The sequence below is a fragment of the Klebsiella sp. 141240 genome (assembly GCF_050600805.1).
Lineage (GTDB): Bacteria > Pseudomonadota > Gammaproteobacteria > Enterobacterales > Enterobacteriaceae > Klebsiella > Klebsiella aerogenes.
The window spans coordinates 200604-217395 of record NZ_JAQIRK010000006.1 but is presented as its reverse complement, the minus strand read 5'-3'; the positions used below and the strand labels follow the sequence as shown (position 1 = coordinate 217395).

Below are 16792 nucleotides of genomic sequence, written 5' to 3'. Positions count from 1 at the left end.
GATCGCGATCCACGGATCCGTCCCGGGTAAAACCGCAAATAGCGGTTCGCACGTCACCCCTTTTGCGCAGGGGCTTTTTCGGCTTATGCAGGGTCTTGCGACGTGTGCCAACAATCACGATTGTTTCAGTTTTTCTTTTATATCGATTTTATGTTCGAGTGGAGTCCGCCGTGTCACTTTCGCTTTGGCAGCAGTGTCTTGCCCGATTGCAGGATGAGTTACCAGCCACAGAATTCAGCATGTGGATCCGCCCATTGCAGGCGGAACTGAGCGATAACACGCTGGCACTGTATGCGCCAAACCGTTTTGTGCTCGATTGGGTAAGGGACAAATACCTTAATAATATCAATGGGCTCCTCAATGACTTTTGTGGCGCGGACGCCCCACAACTGCGCTTTGAAGTGGGCGCGAAGCCTGCGGCGCCGTCCCACCAGGGGACGGCCAACGTCGCCACGGCGATCCCGGCCGCTCAGGTGCAAACCGCGCGCGTCGCGCCTGCTGTCGCCCGTCAGGGCTGGGATAACGTTCCGGCGCCGGCAGAGCCCACCTACCGTTCCAACGTCAACGTCAAGCATACGTTTGATAACTTCGTCGAAGGTAAATCTAACCAGCTGGCACGCGCGGCGGCGCGTCAGGTGGCCGATAACCCTGGCGGCGCGTATAACCCGCTGTTCCTTTATGGCGGCACCGGTCTGGGGAAAACCCACCTGTTGCACGCCGTCGGCAACGGCATTGTGGCGCGTAAGCCAAATGCTAAAGTGGTTTATATGCACTCCGAGCGTTTCGTGCAGGACATGGTAAAAGCCCTGCAAAACAACGCCATCGAAGAATTTAAACGCTATTACCGCTCCGTTGACGCCCTGCTGATCGATGATATTCAGTTCTTCGCCAATAAAGAGCGTTCACAGGAAGAGTTCTTCCACACCTTCAACGCCTTGCTGGAAGGTAATCAGCAGATCATCCTCACTTCGGATCGTTATCCAAAAGAGATCAACGGCGTAGAGGATCGTCTGAAATCGCGCTTTGGCTGGGGCCTGACGGTGGCGATCGAGCCGCCTGAACTGGAAACCCGTGTTGCGATCCTGATGAAAAAAGCCGATGAAAACGACATCCGCCTGCCGGGCGAAGTCGCGTTCTTTATCGCCAAGCGTCTGCGTTCAAACGTGCGTGAGCTGGAAGGGGCGCTGAACCGCGTCATTGCTAACGCCAACTTTACCGGCCGGGCTATCACTATTGATTTCGTGCGCGAAGCGCTGCGCGATTTACTGGCGCTGCAGGAAAAATTAGTCACCATCGACAATATTCAAAAGACGGTGGCGGAGTATTACAAGATTAAGGTAGCGGACCTGCTGTCCAAACGCCGCTCCCGTTCGGTGGCGCGCCCACGCCAGATGGCGATGGCGCTGGCCAAAGAGCTGACCAACCACAGCCTGCCGGAAATCGGCGATGCGTTTGGCGGCCGCGACCATACCACCGTGCTGCACGCCTGCCGTAAGATTGAGCAGTTGCGTGAAGAAAGCCACGATATTAAAGAAGATTTTTCCAATTTAATCAGAACATTATCCTCGTGACGCTATGAAATTTACCGTAGAACGTGAACATTTATTAAAACCGCTGCAACAGGTGAGCGGTCCGTTAGGTGGTCGTCCGACGCTGCCGATTCTCGGTAACCTGCTGCTTCAGGTCGCGGACGGCACGCTGTCGCTAACCGGTACCGATCTGGAAATGGAAATGGTCGCGCGCGTGTCGCTGATTCAGCCGCACGAAGCGGGCGCCACCACCGTTCCGGCGCGTAAATTCTTTGATATCTGCCGCGGCCTGCCTGAAGGCGCGGAGATCGCCGTGCAGCTTGAAGGCGACCGTATGCTGGTGCGCTCCGGCCGCAGCCGCTTCTCGCTGTCGACCCTGCCTGCCGCCGATTTCCCGAATCTCGACGACTGGCAGAGCGAAGTGGAATTTACCCTGCCGCAGGCGACGATGAAGCGCCTGATTGAAGCCACCCAGTTTTCGATGGCGCACCAGGACGTTCGTTACTACTTAAACGGCATGCTGTTTGAAACCGAAGGTAGCGAACTGCGCACCGTCGCCACCGACGGCCACCGCCTGGCGGTTTGTTCAATGCCGCTGGAAGAGTCGCTGCCGAACCATTCGGTGATCGTGCCGCGTAAAGGGGTGATTGAGCTGATGCGTATGCTCGACGGCGGCGATACGCCGCTGCGCGTGCAGATCGGCAGCAACAATATCCGCGCTCACGTCGGCGATTTTATCTTCACCTCGAAGCTGGTTGATGGCCGTTTCCCGGACTATCGCCGCGTATTGCCGAAAAACCCGGATAAACACCTTGATGCCGGCTGCGACATTCTCAAGCAGGCTTTCGCCCGCGCGGCAATCCTCTCGAATGAGAAATTCCGCGGCGTGCGGCTGTACGTCAGCGAGAACCAGCTGAAAATCACCGCTAACAACCCGGAACAGGAAGAGGCGGAAGAGATCCTTGACGTGACCTACGCCGGAACGGAGATGGAGATTGGCTTCAACGTTAGCTATGTGCTGGATGTGCTCAATGCGCTGAAATGCGAGAATGTGCGCATACTGCTGACGGATTCCGTATCGAGCGTGCAGATTGAGGATGCGGCTTCACAATCCGCCGCCTACGTTGTCATGCCTATGAGATTGTAGAATCTGCAAAGGGGCTGGTTTACTTGCCATTTCGCCTTCCGGCAGTGCTCGACAAAACGCTATGCGTTTTGGACGTCTGTAAGACGGTCCGAAGGACGAGCGGAGCGAGCAAATGCTCACGTACTTCGTGTACGCTCCGCTTTCTGCGCGCTGGCGGTAGACGAACTGGCTGCGACACCCACGCCCCTTGAATGATGACGAGCTGATATGTCGCTATCCCGACTCCTAATCAAAGATTTCCGCAATATCGAAAATGCGGATCTCGCTTTATCCCCCAGCTTTAACTTCCTGGTTGGCGCAAACGGCAGCGGCAAAACCAGCGTGCTGGAAGCTATCTATACGCTCGGCCATGGCAGGGCGTTTCGCAGTTTGCAAATTGGCCGGGTAATTCGTCACGAGCAGGATTCGTTTGTCCTGCACGGGCGTTTACAGGGCGAAGAGCGCGAAACCGCCATTGGCTTGACCAAAGACAAACAGGGCGACAGCAAAGTGCGTATCGACGGCACCGATGGCCACAAGGTGGCGGAACTGGCGCACCTGATGCCGATGCAGCTGATCACGCCAGAGGGGTTTACTTTACTCAACGGCGGCCCCAAATACAGAAGAGCGTTCCTTGATTGGGGATGCTTTCATAACGAAGCCGGATTCTTCACCGCCTGGAGCAACCTGAAGCGCCTGTTGAAACAGCGCAACGCCGCGCTGCGCCAGGTGAGCCGCTATGCGCAACTGCGGCCGTGGGACCTGGAATTAATCCCGCTGGCGGAACAAATCAGCCGCTGGCGTGCCGAATACAGCGCCGCTATTGTCGAAGACATGGCGGATACCTGTCAGCAATTTTTACCGGAATTCACCCTCACCTTCTCTTTCCAGCGCGGCTGGGAAAAAGAAACGGACTACGCCGAGGTGCTGGAGCGGAATTTCGAACGCGACAGAATGTTAACCTACACCGCCCACGGTCCGCATAAAGCGGATTTTCGCATTCGCGCCGATGGGGCGCCGGTGGAAGACACCTTGTCGCGCGGGCAGCTTAAGCTGCTGATGTGCGCCCTACGACTGGCGCAGGGCGAGTTCCTGACCCGCGAAAGCGGACGGCGCTGCCTGTACCTGATAGATGATTTTGCCTCGGAGCTTGACGATGCCCGGCGCGGGCTGCTTGCCAGCCGCTTAAAAGCCACGCAATCGCAGGTTTTCGTCAGCGCAATCAGCGCTGAACACGTAATGGACATGTCGGACAAAAATTCGAAGATGTTCACCGTGGAAAAGGGTAAAATAACGGATTAACCCAAGTTTAAATGAGCGAGAAACGTTGATGTCGAATTCTTATGACTCCTCCAGTATCAAAGTCCTGAAAGGGCTGGATGCGGTGCGTAAGCGCCCGGGTATGTATATCGGCGACACGGATGACGGCACCGGTCTGCACCACATGGTATTCGAGGTTGTGGATAACGCTATCGACGAAGCGCTCGCAGGTTACTGTAAAGACATCGTTGTTACTATCCACAGCGATAACTCCGTCTCCGTACAGGATGACGGCCGCGGCATCCCAACCGGCATTCACCCGGAAGAGGGCGTCTCCGCGGCGGAAGTTATCATGACCGTCCTGCACGCCGGCGGTAAATTCGATGATAACTCCTATAAAGTGTCCGGCGGTCTGCACGGCGTAGGCGTCTCGGTGGTTAACGCCCTGTCGCAGAAGCTGGAGCTGGTTATCCAACGCGATAACAAAGTCCACAAACAAATTTATGAGCACGGCGTGCCGCAGGCGCCGCTGGCGGTAACCGGTGAAACCGAAAGCACCGGTACCATGGTGCGTTTCTGGCCAAGCCTGGAAACCTTTACCAACGTCACTGAATTCGAATACGAAATCCTGGCGAAACGTCTGCGCGAGCTGTCGTTCCTCAACTCTGGGGTCTCTATCCGCCTGCGCGATAAGCGCGACGGCAAAGAAGACCATTTCCACTACGAAGGCGGCATCAAGGCGTTTGTTGAGTATCTCAACAAGAATAAAACGCCGATCCACCCGAATATCTTCTATTTCTCCACCGAAAAAGACGGTATCGGCGTTGAAGTGGCGCTGCAGTGGAACGATGGTTTCCAGGAAAACATCTACTGCTTTACCAACAACATTCCGCAGCGCGACGGCGGTACTCACCTGGCGGGCTTCCGCGCGGCGATGACCCGTACCCTGAACGCCTACATGGATAAAGAAGGCTACAGCAAAAAAGCGAAAGTCAGCGCCACCGGCGACGATGCGCGTGAAGGCCTGATTGCCGTGGTTTCCGTGAAGGTGCCGGATCCGAAGTTCTCCTCTCAGACCAAAGACAAGCTGGTCTCCTCTGAGGTGAAATCGGCGGTTGAACAGCAGATGAACGAACTGCTGAGCGAATACCTGCTGGAAAACCCGTCCGATGCGAAAATCGTGGTCGGCAAAATTATCGATGCCGCGCGTGCGCGTGAAGCCGCGCGTCGCGCCCGTGAAATGACCCGTCGTAAAGGCGCGCTGGACCTGGCAGGCCTGCCGGGCAAACTGGCGGATTGCCAGGAACGCGACCCGGCGCTGTCTGAACTGTACCTCGTGGAAGGGGACTCCGCGGGCGGCTCTGCGAAACAGGGCCGTAACCGTAAGAATCAGGCTATCCTGCCGCTGAAGGGTAAAATCCTTAACGTCGAGAAAGCCCGCTTCGATAAAATGCTCTCTTCTCAGGAAGTGGCCACGCTGATTACCGCGCTGGGCTGCGGCATCGGCCGCGATGAGTACAACCCGGATAAACTGCGTTATCACAGCATCATCATCATGACCGATGCGGACGTCGACGGCTCGCACATTCGTACCCTGCTGTTGACCTTCTTCTATCGTCAGATGCCGGAAATCGTTGAACGCGGCCACGTTTACATTGCTCAGCCGCCGCTGTACAAAGTGAAGAAAGGCAAGCAGGAACAGTACATTAAAGACGACGAAGCGATGGATCAGTACCAGATCTCCATCGCGCTCGACGGCGCGACCCTGCACACCAACGCCAGCGCACCGGCCTTAGCCGGCGAGTCACTGGAAAAACTGGTGGCCGAGTACAACGCGACGCAGAAAATGATTGGCCGCATGGAGCGCCGTTTCCCGAAAGCGATGCTCAAAGAGCTTATCTATCAGCCGACGCTGGCCGAAGCCGATCTGAGCAACGAGCAGACCGTCACCCGCTGGATTAACCAGCTGATCAGCGAGCTGAACGAAAAAGAGCAGCACGGCAGCCAGTGGAAGTTTGATGTTCGTGAAAACAGCGAGCTGCAGCAGTTCGAGCCGATCGTGCGCGTGCGTACCCACGGCGTCGATACCGACTACCCGCTGGATAACGAGTTCATCACCGGCGCGGAATACCGCCGTATCTGCACCCTCGGCGAGAAGCTGCGCGGGCTTATCGAAGACGACGCGTTTATCGAACGCGGCGAGCGCCGCCAGCCGGTAGCCAGCTTCGAACAGGCGCTCGACTGGCTGGTGAAAGAGTCGCGTCGCGGCCTCTCTATCCAGCGTTATAAAGGTCTGGGCGAGATGAACCCGGATCAGCTGTGGGAAACCACCATGGATCCGGACAGCCGCCGCATGCTGCGCGTCACCGTGAAGGATGCGATTGCCGCCGACCAGCTGTTCACCACCCTGATGGGCGATGCCGTTGAACCGCGTCGCGCCTTTATCGAAGAGAACGCTCTGAAAGCGGCGAACATCGATATCTAAGCCTGTATTTCCCCGGTGACATGATGTCTATCGGGGCTACGGTTTTGCTAAACCCGGTACGCGTTGCGCTGCCGGGTTTTTCTTTTGCGGCAAAAGGGGAATCCGCCTGCGCAATCCATCCTCGTTTTCTCCCGCTGCGAGAGCTGTTTTTTGAGCGGAATCGCGTTAGCATGAGTGAAGACTCATCTTACCCGGGGATCCCATGGCTATTAAACTGATTGCAATTGATATGGACGGCACGCTGTTGCTGCCTGACCATACCATTTCTCCGGCGGTGAAAACCGCCATCGCGGCAGCGCGCGCCCGCGGCGTTAACGTGGTGCTGACGACCGGCCGCCCCTACGCTGGTGTCCATAGCTACCTGAAAGAGCTGCACATGGAACAGCCGGGCGACTACTGCATCACCTATAACGGCGCGCTGGTTCAGAAAGCCAGCGACGGCAGCACCGTGGCGCAAACGGCGTTAAGCTACGATGATTATCGCTTCCTTGAGCAACTCTCTCGCGACGTTGGCTCGCACTTCCACGCGCTCGATCGTAATACGCTTTATACCGCGAACCGCGATATCAGCTACTACACGGTGCATGAATCCTACGTGGCGACCATTCCGCTGGTATTCTGCGAAGCAGAAAAGATGGACCGTAATATTCAGCTGCTGAAGGTGATGATGATCGATGAGCCTGCCGTTCTCGATCGGGCCATCGCCCGTATTCCGGCGGAAGTGAAAGAGAAGTATACCGTGCTGAAAAGTGCGCCGTACTTCCTCGAAATCCTCGATAAACGCGTCAATAAAGGCACCGGCGTGAAGTCGCTGGCCGATACGCTGGGCATCAAGCCGGAAGAAATTATGGCGATTGGCGATCAGGAAAATGATATCGCGATGATTGAATTCGCCGGCGTCGGCGTGGCGATGGATAACGCCATCCCGACCGTTAAAGAAGCGGCGAATTTCGTCACTAAATCGAACCTTGAAGATGGCGTTGCCTTCGCCATTGAAAAATACGTTTTAGCCTAAGTGCATTCCAGGCCCGGAATTCTCCGGGCCTCAGACTGCTGACAAAGAAGGAAAAAGCGTGGTTTTTCCTTCTTTGTGGTTATCAGCCGAAAATCAATAAATTGATTTTCCATGTTTTTTGTCTGGTGCAATCTGTAAGTGCAACGGTTGCATGAGGTTTGTCATCAATCTCAGGCCCGGAATTCTCCGGGCCTGTCTTCTCTTTTTTCATGAATAGATGTTAATCCGCATTTAAATCCCTTAATCAGAGCAGGGGATTCTATAAGCTACCCGCCCCATTTTATGAATTCTGTTCTTAAGAACTAACATCATATTTCCTATGAATAAAAATCACTTTTTGATGTTGGTTGCGCTGCCTTTTCTCTCTTTTCAGGCCTGCGCGGCCGCAGAACCAACGACTCAACTTGAACCCGTATACGCTTGGCACGGTAGCGAACCGGCGGATCTGCCCGCGCCTGACAATAGCCAGGTCGCGGCGCCGGAATCGACGTCGGTCTTGCCTTTTTTAGGCGATGAAGCCAGAAAGCACGGCTACGTCCTGCCGCTGCCGTTTGGCGTCGGTGTTAACTATATGGATATGCGGCAAAATATTAATGTCGATAGCATTAATTTTACCGGTTTATCGTTAGGTAATTTTTCACTGGATAACGCCTTCCAGATTGGCGTCGGTAATACGCGGGAAAGCAGTAAAACCGAGACCCTTAAGCTGGATGCCTGGCTGCTGCCGTTTATGAACGTCTATGGCCTGGTTGGACATACTAAAGGCCATTCAATCTCGCAAATCGCCGTCGGTCTGAAAGGGCCGAATGGTAAAGTAGTGCCCATGCCAGGTATGCAGGATCTTGATTTTCGCCTTGATTTTAAAGGCACGACTTACGGCGTTGGCACCACGCTGGTGGGCGGCGTCGGCAACTGGTTCACGGTATTAGACGCCAACTATACGCAGACGCGTTTTGATATTCTCGACGGCAGCATTGATGCTTTTACCTTTTCGCCGCGTTTGGGCTATCGTTTCAATACGCCGTCGGTAGATGCGCTGCATCTGCCCAACGGGAAGCTGAATATCTGGGTTGGCAGCATGTATCAGGATGTGCAGCAGGAATTTAAGGGCAGCCTGAACGATCTGTCGATGCCGTCGACGATGCTGCAAAACATGGTCAATCTGGCTAACAAGAACGGTAACGGTCGCTTTGATGTGAAACAGCATCTACAGTCGCCGTGGAACGTGCTGGTGGGCGCGCAGTATGAGATGACCCGGAACTTTAATATCACTACGGAGTTTGGTTTTGCCGAACGTAACAGTTTCTTTATCGCCGGCGAGTATCGCTTTTGAGACGACCGTTTAGCGCCATCCTGCTGCTAACATGCCTTGTTTTTGGGCAGGCGCAGGCGCAGGCGCTCAGCCGCGAAAAAATCGACGGCTGGTTGCAAAACCTTGGCGCCAGCGACAAGTTCGACGCCAGCAAAGGCATCGACTGGGGCGTCATGCCAGGGCCATTTTATACGCCGGAGCTGGGGCTTGGATTGGGTACGGCCGTTGTGGGCATGTATCGCCCGGACCCAAATGACACCATCAGCCAGAACTCCACGCTGACGCTTAGCGGCTACGTTAGCTCCACCGGCGCGTTTGGCCTCAGCGTTAAAAACTATGCTTTTTTCGACAACGATTTGTGGCGGGTATTTGTTGAAGGCTCGATGGCCAACACGCCGACATACTACTGGGGACAAGGTTTTCACGCCGGCGACAAAGACAATGAGAAAGAAAAATATACCGCCCAGGTGCTGACTCTGCGCCCGATGGTCTACCGGCAGCTCGTCGATAATGTCTACCTGGGGATGGGGTGGTCGCTGGCGGCGCAAAATGCCGATGAGATGGACCATGACGATCTGCCGAAAATAGAAAACACCCCGCAGGGGCCGTCGGTATTCAGCTCCGGCGCCAGTATTGATATCAACTGGGACGATCGCGATTTTGTTCCCAACCCACGCAAGGGCCAGTACGCCGATTTTCGCTATACCCATTATGCGCCGGGACTCGGCAGCGATACGCGTTTTGATGAGTTTCGCCTGCACTATAGCCGCTATCAGGCCCTGAGCGATAAAAGCGTGCTGGCCTGGGAAGCGGATGGCACCTTCACCCAGGGCGATGTGCCGTGGAGCATGATGCCGCTGCTCGGCAGCGATGAACGTATGCGCGGCTACTACCAGGGGCGCTACCGCGATAAAAACGTGGTCAGCTCTCAGCTGGAATACCGTCGTCAGTTGACGTGGCGACACGGCGTTGTTGCCTGGGTCGGCGCGGGCACCATGGGGCCATCCATTGATTCTCTGAATGATGGGCGCTGGCTACCTTCGGCGGGCGTCGGCTACCGCTTTGAATTCAAACCTCGCGTTAATATTCGCCTCGACTACGGTATCGGTAAGGGCAGCAGCGGCTTTTACTTCCAGGTCGGCGAAGCGTTCTAACTCTTATTTACCCTCCTTTCCTGCTTTGACGGCTCAATTTGTCGTGGGCACAGGCATTTTTATTTTTATGGATTGTTCTTTTTGTGATCTAAATTGTAGTACAACATAATAATGTTGTACTACATTGAGCTCATGGCGACGATGCCTGACATCACGCTAGTAGTACAAAAGTGAGGCGAAATTCAGCAGCGACGGTAAAGTAGAGCAGTACACATAGAGCATAAGGACTCTCCATGACTCTCAATAAGACCGATCGCATCGTGATCACGCTGGGCAAACAGATTGTCAGCGGTAAGTACGTACCGGGTTCAGCGCTACCGGCCGAAGCGGAACTGTGTGAAGAGTTTGAAACTTCGCGCAACATCATCCGCGAAGTATTTCGCTCGCTAATGGCGAAGCGGCTGATCGAAATGAAGCGTTACCGAGGCGCGTTTGTCGCTCCGAGAAACCAGTGGAACTACCTCGATACCGAGGTACTGCAGTGGGTACTGGAAAATGATTATGACCCGCGTCTTATCAGCGCGATGAGTGAAGTGCGCAACCTGGTCGAGCCCGCTATTGCCCGCTGGGCGGCAGAGCGCGCCACCTCAAGCGATCTGGCGGAAATCGAGTCGGCGCTCAATGACATGATCGCCAACAACCAAAACCGGGATGCCTTTAACGAGGCCGATATTCGTTACCACGAAGCGGTGCTGCAGTCAGTACATAACCCGGTTTTGCAGCAGCTTAGCGTGGCGATCAGTTCGCTGCAGCGGGCGGTATTTGAACGGACCTGGATGGGCGATGAAGGCAACATGCCAAAAACCCTACAGGAACATAAAGCGCTATTTGACGCCATTCGGCATCAGGATAGCGACGCGGCGGAGCAGGCGGCGTTGACGATGATCGCCAGCTCGACACGAAGGCTCAAGGAAATCACATGACGGCTCGCTACATCGCAATAGATTGGGGATCGACGAATTTACGCGCCTGGCTTTATCAGGGCGAAGAATGCCTGGAAAGCAGGCAATCTGAAGCGGGCGTAACGCGCCTGAACGGTCGCTCTCCCGCTGCGGTGTTAGCGGAAATTACCCAACACTGGCGCGATGGCGCCATACCGGTGGTGATGGCAGGGATGGTCGGCAGCAACGTGGGCTGGAAAATCGCCCCCTATTTGCCGCTTCCTGCCGCTTTCTCGGACATTGGCCAGCAGTTAACTGCCGTTGGCGACAATATCTGGATAATTCCCGGCCTTTGCGTTTCCCGTGACGATAACCATAACGTCATGCGCGGAGAAGAAACGCAGCTGCTGGGCGCACGCGCCTTAGCCCCTTCGTCTGTCTACGTGATGCCGGGAACCCACTGCAAATGGGTACTGGCCGATCGCCTGCAAATTCACGATTTTCGTACCGTTTTGACCGGTGAGTTGCATCATCTGTTGCTTCAGCACTCGCTGGTGGGCGCCGGCTTACCGCCGCAGGAAACGTCCGCCGACGCATTCGCGGCCGGTCTGCAGCGCGGTATCAACAACCCCGCTGTCCTGCCGCAGCTGTTTGAAGTGCGCGCTTCGCACGTGCTGGGCGCGCTGCCTCGCGAGCAGGTTAGCGAATTTCTTTCCGGCCTGCTGATTGGCGCTGAAGTTGCCACCCTCAGCGACACGTTCGCCGGGAAGCAGGCTATTAGCCTCGTCGCCGGGTCATCGTTAACGTCCCGCTATCAGCAGGCATTCGCCGCCATTGGCCGCGAAGTCACCGCGGTTGCGGGCGATACGGCATTTCAGACAGGAATAAGGAGCATCGCTTATGCAGTGGCAAACTAACCTTCCGCTTATCGCTATCCTGCGCGGTATTACGCCAGACGAGGCGCTGGCTCACGTTGGCGCCGTTATCGACGCCGGTTTCGACGCGGTCGAAATCCCGCTGAACTCGCCGCAGTGGGAGAAAAGTATTCCGCAGGTCGTCGACGCTTACGGCGAGCAGGCGCTTATCGGCGCGGGCACCGTGCTGCAACCGGAGCAGGTCGACAGGCTGGCGGCCATGGGCTGTCGGCTGATCGTGACGCCAAACATTCAGCCGGAAGTGATCCGGCGGGCGGTGGGTTACGGCATGACCGTGTGTCCAGGCTGCGCCACCGCCAGCGAAGCCTTCAACGCGCTGGATGCCGGCGCGCAGGCGCTGAAAATTTTCCCGTCATCGGCTTTTGGCCCGGATTACATCAAAGCGTTAAAAGCCGTGCTGCCGCCGGAGGTTCCGGTCTTTGCCGTCGGCGGCGTGACGCCGGAAAACCTGGCGCAGTGGATTAATGCCGGTTGTGTTGGGGCTGGGCTGGGTAGCGATCTCTATCGTGCCGGCCAGTCGGTTGAACGTACCGCGCAGCAGGCAGTCGCATTCGTAAAAGCGTATCGAGAGGCAGTGAAATGAAAATAACCAATATCACCACGTACCGTTTACCTCCGCGTTGGATGTTCCTGAAGATTGAAACCGATGAAGGCATTGTCGGCTGGGGCGAACCGGTGATTGAAGGGCGCGCCCGCACGGTGGAGGCGGCCGTTCATGAATTTGGCGACTACCTGATTGGCCAGGATCCGGCGCGGATTAACGACCTGTGGCAGGTGATGTACCGCGGCGGCTTTTATCGCGGCGGCCCGATTATGATGAGCGCCATCGCCGGTATTGACCAGGCGCTATGGGATATTAAAGGTAAGGTCCTGAATGCCCCGGTCTGGCAACTGATGGGCGGGCTGGTGCGCGACAAAATTAAAGCCTACAGCTGGGTGGGCGGCGACCGCCCCGCCGAAGTAATTGACGGGATTAAGAAGCTGCGCGGTATTGGTTTCGACACCTTTAAATTAAACGGCTGCGAAGAGATGGGGCTCATCGATAATTCCCGTGCGGTTGATGCGGCGGTGAATACCGTAGCGCAAATCCGCGAAGCGTTTGGCAATGAAATTGAGTTTGGTCTCGATTTTCATGGCCGCGTTAGCGCGCCGATGGCTAAGGTATTAATTAAAGAGCTGGAGCCATATCGCCCATTATTTATTGAGGAGCCGGTATTAGCCGAGCAGGCGGAATATTATCCGCGGCTGGCGGCGCAAACGCATATTCCAATTGCCGCCGGCGAACGTATGTTCTCGCGCTTTGAATTTAAACGGGTACTGGAAGCGGGCGGGGTGGCTATTTTACAGCCCGATTTGTCGCACGCAGGCGGTATTACCGAATGCTATAAAATTGCCGGAATGGCGGAAGCCTATGACGTTGGGCTGGCGCCGCACTGCCCGCTGGGGCCGATCGCGCTGGCGGCTTGTCTGCACGTCGATTTCGTTTCACATAACGCGGTTTTCCAGGAACAGAGCATGGGGATCCACTACAACAAAGGCGCAGAACTTCTTGATTTTGTGAAAAATAAAGAAGATTTCAATATGGAAGGCGGCTTCTTTAAACCTCTGATGAAGCCGGGGCTGGGCGTGGAAATTGATGAGGCCCGCGTGATTGAGTTGAGTAAAAATGCGCCGGACTGGCGAAATCCGTTGTGGCGGTATGAGGATGGCTCTGTCGCCGAATGGTAAATGCGCGTCATACTTCGCACTGGTGATGCGTTGGCTGCATTTTCTTACCCTGGTCACATACTATTGTATGCTCCCAGGGATGCGAAAATTTGCCGCCTTTCCCCAGCACGAATTATTTAGCGCATCGCAACATAGTTATTAATAAAAAACAAAAACACCCTCTGTAAATTACCGGGCATGGTGAGCGGCTTCGCTATGCCCAAAATCTGGAGACAGATTGCGATGGATATTTCAGTTACCGCTGTAAAAACCGGGCGTCGCCGTTATCTGACGCTCATCATGATCTTTATTACCGTGGTTATTTGTTATGTTGACCGCGCCAACCTCGCCGTCGCCTCGGCGCATATTCAGGAGGAGTTTGGTATTAGCAAAGCGGAAATGGGCTATGTATTTTCCGCCTTTGCCTGGCTGTATACCCTCTGCCAGATCCCAGGCGGTTGGTTTCTTGACCGCGTAGGATCCAGGCTTACCTACTTTATCGCTATATTTGGCTGGTCCGTCGCGACGTTGCTACAAGGCTTCGCCACCGGCTTAATGTCGCTGATTGGTTTACGCGCCATTACCGGCATCTTCGAAGCGCCAGCTTTCCCGACCAACAACCGCATGGTGACCAGCTGGTTCCCGGAACACGAACGCGCCTCTGCCGTTGGGTTTTATACCTCGGGGCAATTTGTGGGTCTGGCCTTCCTCACGCCGCTACTGATCTGGATCCAGGAGCTATTAAGCTGGCATTGGGTATTTATCGTTACCGGCGGGATCGGCATTATCTGGTCGTTAATCTGGTTTAAGGTTTATCAACCGCCGCGCCTGACTAAAAGCATCAGTAAAGCCGAACTCGACTATATCCGCGACGGCGGCGGCCTGGTGGATGGCGATGCGCCGCTGAAGAAAGAGGCGCGTCAACCATTATCCAGAGCGGACTGGAAGCTGGTCTTTCACCGTAAGCTGGTTGGCGTTTACCTTGGGCAGTTCGCGGTTACCTCGACGCTGTGGTTCTTCCTGACCTGGTTCCCGAATTACTTAACCCAGGAAAAAGGCATCACCGCTCTGAAGGCCGGCTTTATGACCACGGTGCCCTTCCTCGCCGCGTTTTTTGGCGTCCTGCTCTCCGGCTGGCTGGCGGATAAGCTGGTGAAAAAAGGCTACTCGCTGGGTGTGGCGCGCAAAACGCCGATTATCTGCGGGCTGCTGATCTCCACCTGCATCATGGGGGCGAACTATACCAACGACCCCGTCTGGATCATGGCGCTGATGGCGCTGGCATTCTTCGGCAACGGTTTTGCGTCTATCACCTGGTCGCTGGTCTCCTCCCTGGCGCCGATGCGCCTGATCGGCCTGACCGGCGGGGTCTTTAACTTCGTTGGCGGACTGGGCGGCATCACCGTCCCGCTGGTGATTGGTTATCTGGCGCAGGATTACGGCTTTGGCCCGGCGCTGGTTTATATCTCCGTAGTGGCGCTGATAGGCGCGCTGTCTTATATCCTGCTGGTCGGCGATGTGAAACGTGTAGGCTAAATTTTGGCGATACGATACCCTGATACGTAAGTCTCGCATCAGGGTATCGTCATGAAACAAGTCACTTTTGCTCCCCGTCACCATCAGCTTACCAATATCAATACCTGGACCCCGGACAGCCAGTGGCTGGTTTTCGACGTCCGTCCGTCGGGGGCCTCTTTCACCGGCGAGACCATTGAGCGGGTGAATATCCATAGCGGCGCCGTTGAGACGCTCTATCGCGCCGCTGACGGTGCCTGCGTTGGTGTGGTCACCGTACACCCGACGCAAGATAAATACGTTTTTATTCACGGCCCGGAACACCCGGACGCCAACTGGCATTACGATTTTCATCACCGTCGCGGGGTGGTGAACTGGCAGGGTGAAACCCGCAATCTTGATGCGCTGGATATTACCGCGCCTTATACCCCCGGCGCGCTGCGCGGCGGCAGCCACGTTCATGTCTTCAGCCCAGACGGCCAGTTCGTTAGCTTCACGTATAACGACCACGTACTTCACGAATACGATCCGGCGCTGGATCTGCGCAACGTTGGCGTAGCCGCGCCCTATGGCCCGGTGAGCCCGCAGGGCGCCCATCCCCGCGAATATGCCGGCAGCCACTGGTGCGTGCTGGTGAGCCGTACCACGGCGAACCCATTGCCGGGCAGCGATGAGATCAATCGCGCTTATGAAGAGGGGTGGGTCGGCAATCATGCATTAGCGTTTATCGGCGATACGCTGGCGGAAAACGGCGACAAAGTGCCTGAACTGTTTATTGTGACGCTGCCGCGGGATGAGGCGGGCTGGAAGCGGCAGGGCGATATGCCGCTGGCCGGTAGTGCAACGACGATGCCCGCGCCGCCGGCAGGCGTCAGCCAGCGTCGTTTGACCTATACCCACCAGCGCCGCTATCCGGGGCTGGTGAATGTACCGCGCCATTGGGTACGAGCCAATCCGCAGGCCACCGAGATCGCCTTTCTGATGCGTGATGACGCAGGCGTTGTACAGCTGTGGCTTATCGCGCCTGCGGGCGGCGAGCCGCGTCAGTTAACACATACTGCTACGGGGATTCAGTCGGCGTTTAACTGGCATCCATCGGGCGCGTGGCTGGGATGCGTGGTAGAAAACAAAATCGCGCTCTGCGATGCCCGCAGCGGCGCGGTAAGTTATTTGACGACCGATCGCGAAAATCCGCCGTCCGCGGATGCCGTCGTATTTTCGCCGGATGGCAAATACCTGGCGTGGATGGAAGACGTCGACGGTTATCGCCAGTTGTGGATAACCGAAACGCAGCGCTAGCTTAGCGCGAAGGCATTGGCGCTGGCGGGATCACGGAGTTGGTCGCCAGCGTCTCCTGCTCGCTTTTCTCGACGCGCGATTTTACCGAGCTGTCGGTGCGGAACATATCCCACGGCAGCAGCAGCGTGTCCATGACCGCGGTGAACGGCATATCGAGGGCCACCAGCGATTTCACGCCCCAGTTGGTGTCGTCGTCGCCCAGCGTATGGGCGCTGGAGCGCGTGCCTGGGTAGGTTCCTTCCTTGCCGCCGGTATGCGACATTACGCTGGAGCAACCGCCCACACTAATCATCCCGCTGAACAGGACCAGCTTTAACAATCCGCTTTTCATCACTCTTCCGTCATTTTATCGGGGTTACTTCGGTTATAACGAGCCGTCCCGTGAATGCCTAGCGTTATTGCACTGCACTGTGGCGAGTATCGCACTTTGCCTTTTGTGCTTTGCAACCAGTCTAAGCATTCGCCAGCAAACTGCAAAAAAATTTGGCCGAAAAGGGCTTGAAAAGCGTCGGGGCACACCCATTTTAGTAGTGTCACCCAATGAGGATACGCCTGAGGGGTATTCCGGGTCATA

At 55.9% G+C, this 16792-nt stretch carries 14 protein-coding genes and 1 other annotated feature (1 of these 15 running past the window's edge); of the genes, 13 read left to right on the top strand and 1 reads right to left on the bottom strand.

From position 1 onward, the window contains the following. The first annotated feature begins 170 nt into the window (after positions 1-170). From dnaA to PGQ95_RS13800, 13 genes are all read left to right on the top strand, one after another. Positions 171-1571, top strand: a complete 1401-nt coding sequence (gene dnaA / locus PGQ95_RS13860; protein WP_015703901.1) for a chromosomal replication initiator protein DnaA — start codon at positions 171-173, stop codon at positions 1569-1571. Between the two features lie 4 nt (positions 1572-1575). After that, positions 1576-2676 carry a DNA polymerase III subunit beta gene (dnaN, locus tag PGQ95_RS13855; RefSeq protein WP_045378110.1) on the top strand — a complete coding sequence of 367 codons (1101 nt, stop codon included), beginning with the start codon at positions 1576-1578 and terminating at the stop codon, positions 2674-2676. 207 nt (positions 2677-2883) lie between these two features. After that, the gene (gene recF / locus PGQ95_RS13850; RefSeq protein WP_015369033.1) at positions 2884-3957 is read left to right on the top strand and encodes a DNA replication/repair protein RecF; all 1074 of its coding nucleotides are present in this window, start codon (positions 2884-2886) and stop codon (positions 3955-3957) included. Positions 3958-3985: 28 nt separating this feature from the next. Beyond that, positions 3986-6400 carry a DNA topoisomerase (ATP-hydrolyzing) subunit B gene (gene gyrB, locus PGQ95_RS13845; protein WP_087858873.1) on the top strand — a complete coding sequence of 805 codons (2415 nt, stop codon included), beginning with the start codon at positions 3986-3988 and terminating at the stop codon, positions 6398-6400. Positions 6401-6602: 202 nt separating this feature from the next. After that, positions 6603-7415 carry a sugar-phosphatase gene (gene yidA / locus PGQ95_RS13840; RefSeq protein WP_015369035.1) on the top strand — a complete coding sequence of 271 codons (813 nt, stop codon included), beginning with the start codon at positions 6603-6605 and terminating at the stop codon, positions 7413-7415. A gap of 319 nt (positions 7416-7734) precedes the next feature. After that, complete coding sequence (locus tag PGQ95_RS13835) at positions 7735-8748, top strand: hypothetical protein (RefSeq protein ID WP_087858874.1); 1014 nt, start codon at positions 7735-7737, stop codon at positions 8746-8748. Further along, a complete protein-coding gene (locus tag PGQ95_RS13830) occupies positions 8745-9881 on the top strand; it encodes a BamA/TamA family outer membrane protein (protein ID WP_430918429.1) in 1137 nt (378 codons plus the stop codon). The genes PGQ95_RS13835 and PGQ95_RS13830 overlap by 4 nt, the downstream gene beginning before the upstream one ends. 233 nt (positions 9882-10114) lie before the next feature. Then, the gene (gene dgoR, locus PGQ95_RS13825) at positions 10115-10804 is read left to right on the top strand and encodes a D-galactonate utilization transcriptional regulator DgoR (protein WP_015369039.1); all 690 of its coding nucleotides are present in this window, start codon (positions 10115-10117) and stop codon (positions 10802-10804) included. After that, positions 10801-11679 (top strand): 2-dehydro-3-deoxygalactonokinase, encoded by an 879-nt coding sequence (locus tag PGQ95_RS13820; RefSeq protein WP_087858876.1) that lies wholly within the window; start codon positions 10801-10803, stop codon positions 11677-11679. The genes dgoR and PGQ95_RS13820 overlap by 4 nt, the downstream gene beginning before the upstream one ends. Further along, a complete protein-coding gene (locus tag PGQ95_RS13815; protein WP_430918427.1) occupies positions 11663-12280 on the top strand; it encodes a 2-dehydro-3-deoxy-6-phosphogalactonate aldolase in 618 nt (205 codons plus the stop codon). The genes PGQ95_RS13820 and PGQ95_RS13815 overlap by 17 nt, the downstream gene beginning before the upstream one ends. Further along, complete coding sequence (dgoD, locus tag PGQ95_RS13810; protein ID WP_016946147.1) at positions 12277-13425, top strand: galactonate dehydratase; 1149 nt, start codon at positions 12277-12279, stop codon at positions 13423-13425. The genes PGQ95_RS13815 and dgoD overlap by 4 nt, the downstream gene beginning before the upstream one ends. Positions 13426-13602: 177 nt before the next feature. Further along, positions 13603-14940: an MFS transporter gene (locus tag PGQ95_RS13805; RefSeq protein WP_032713020.1), complete on the top strand. Its 1338-nt coding sequence runs from the start codon at positions 13603-13605 to the stop codon at positions 14938-14940. A gap of 51 nt (positions 14941-14991) precedes the next feature. Next, positions 14992-16218: a DUF3748 domain-containing protein gene (locus PGQ95_RS13800; RefSeq protein WP_271032431.1), complete on the top strand. Its 1227-nt coding sequence runs from the start codon at positions 14992-14994 to the stop codon at positions 16216-16218. 1 nt (position 16219) lies between these two features. Here PGQ95_RS13800 and PGQ95_RS13795 read toward each other — a convergent pair whose 3' ends face one another. Continuing rightward, positions 16220-16549 carry a YceK/YidQ family lipoprotein gene (locus PGQ95_RS13795; RefSeq protein ID WP_020077625.1) on the bottom strand — a complete coding sequence of 110 codons (330 nt, stop codon included), beginning with the start codon at positions 16547-16549 and terminating at the stop codon, positions 16220-16222. Positions 16550-16782: 233 nt separating this feature from the next. Next, positions 16783-16792, top strand: a sequence feature (ROSE (Repression Of Heat Shock gene Expression) occurs in the 5'-region of heat shock genes and acts as an RNA thermometer to modulate expression.); it runs 65 nt beyond the window's last position.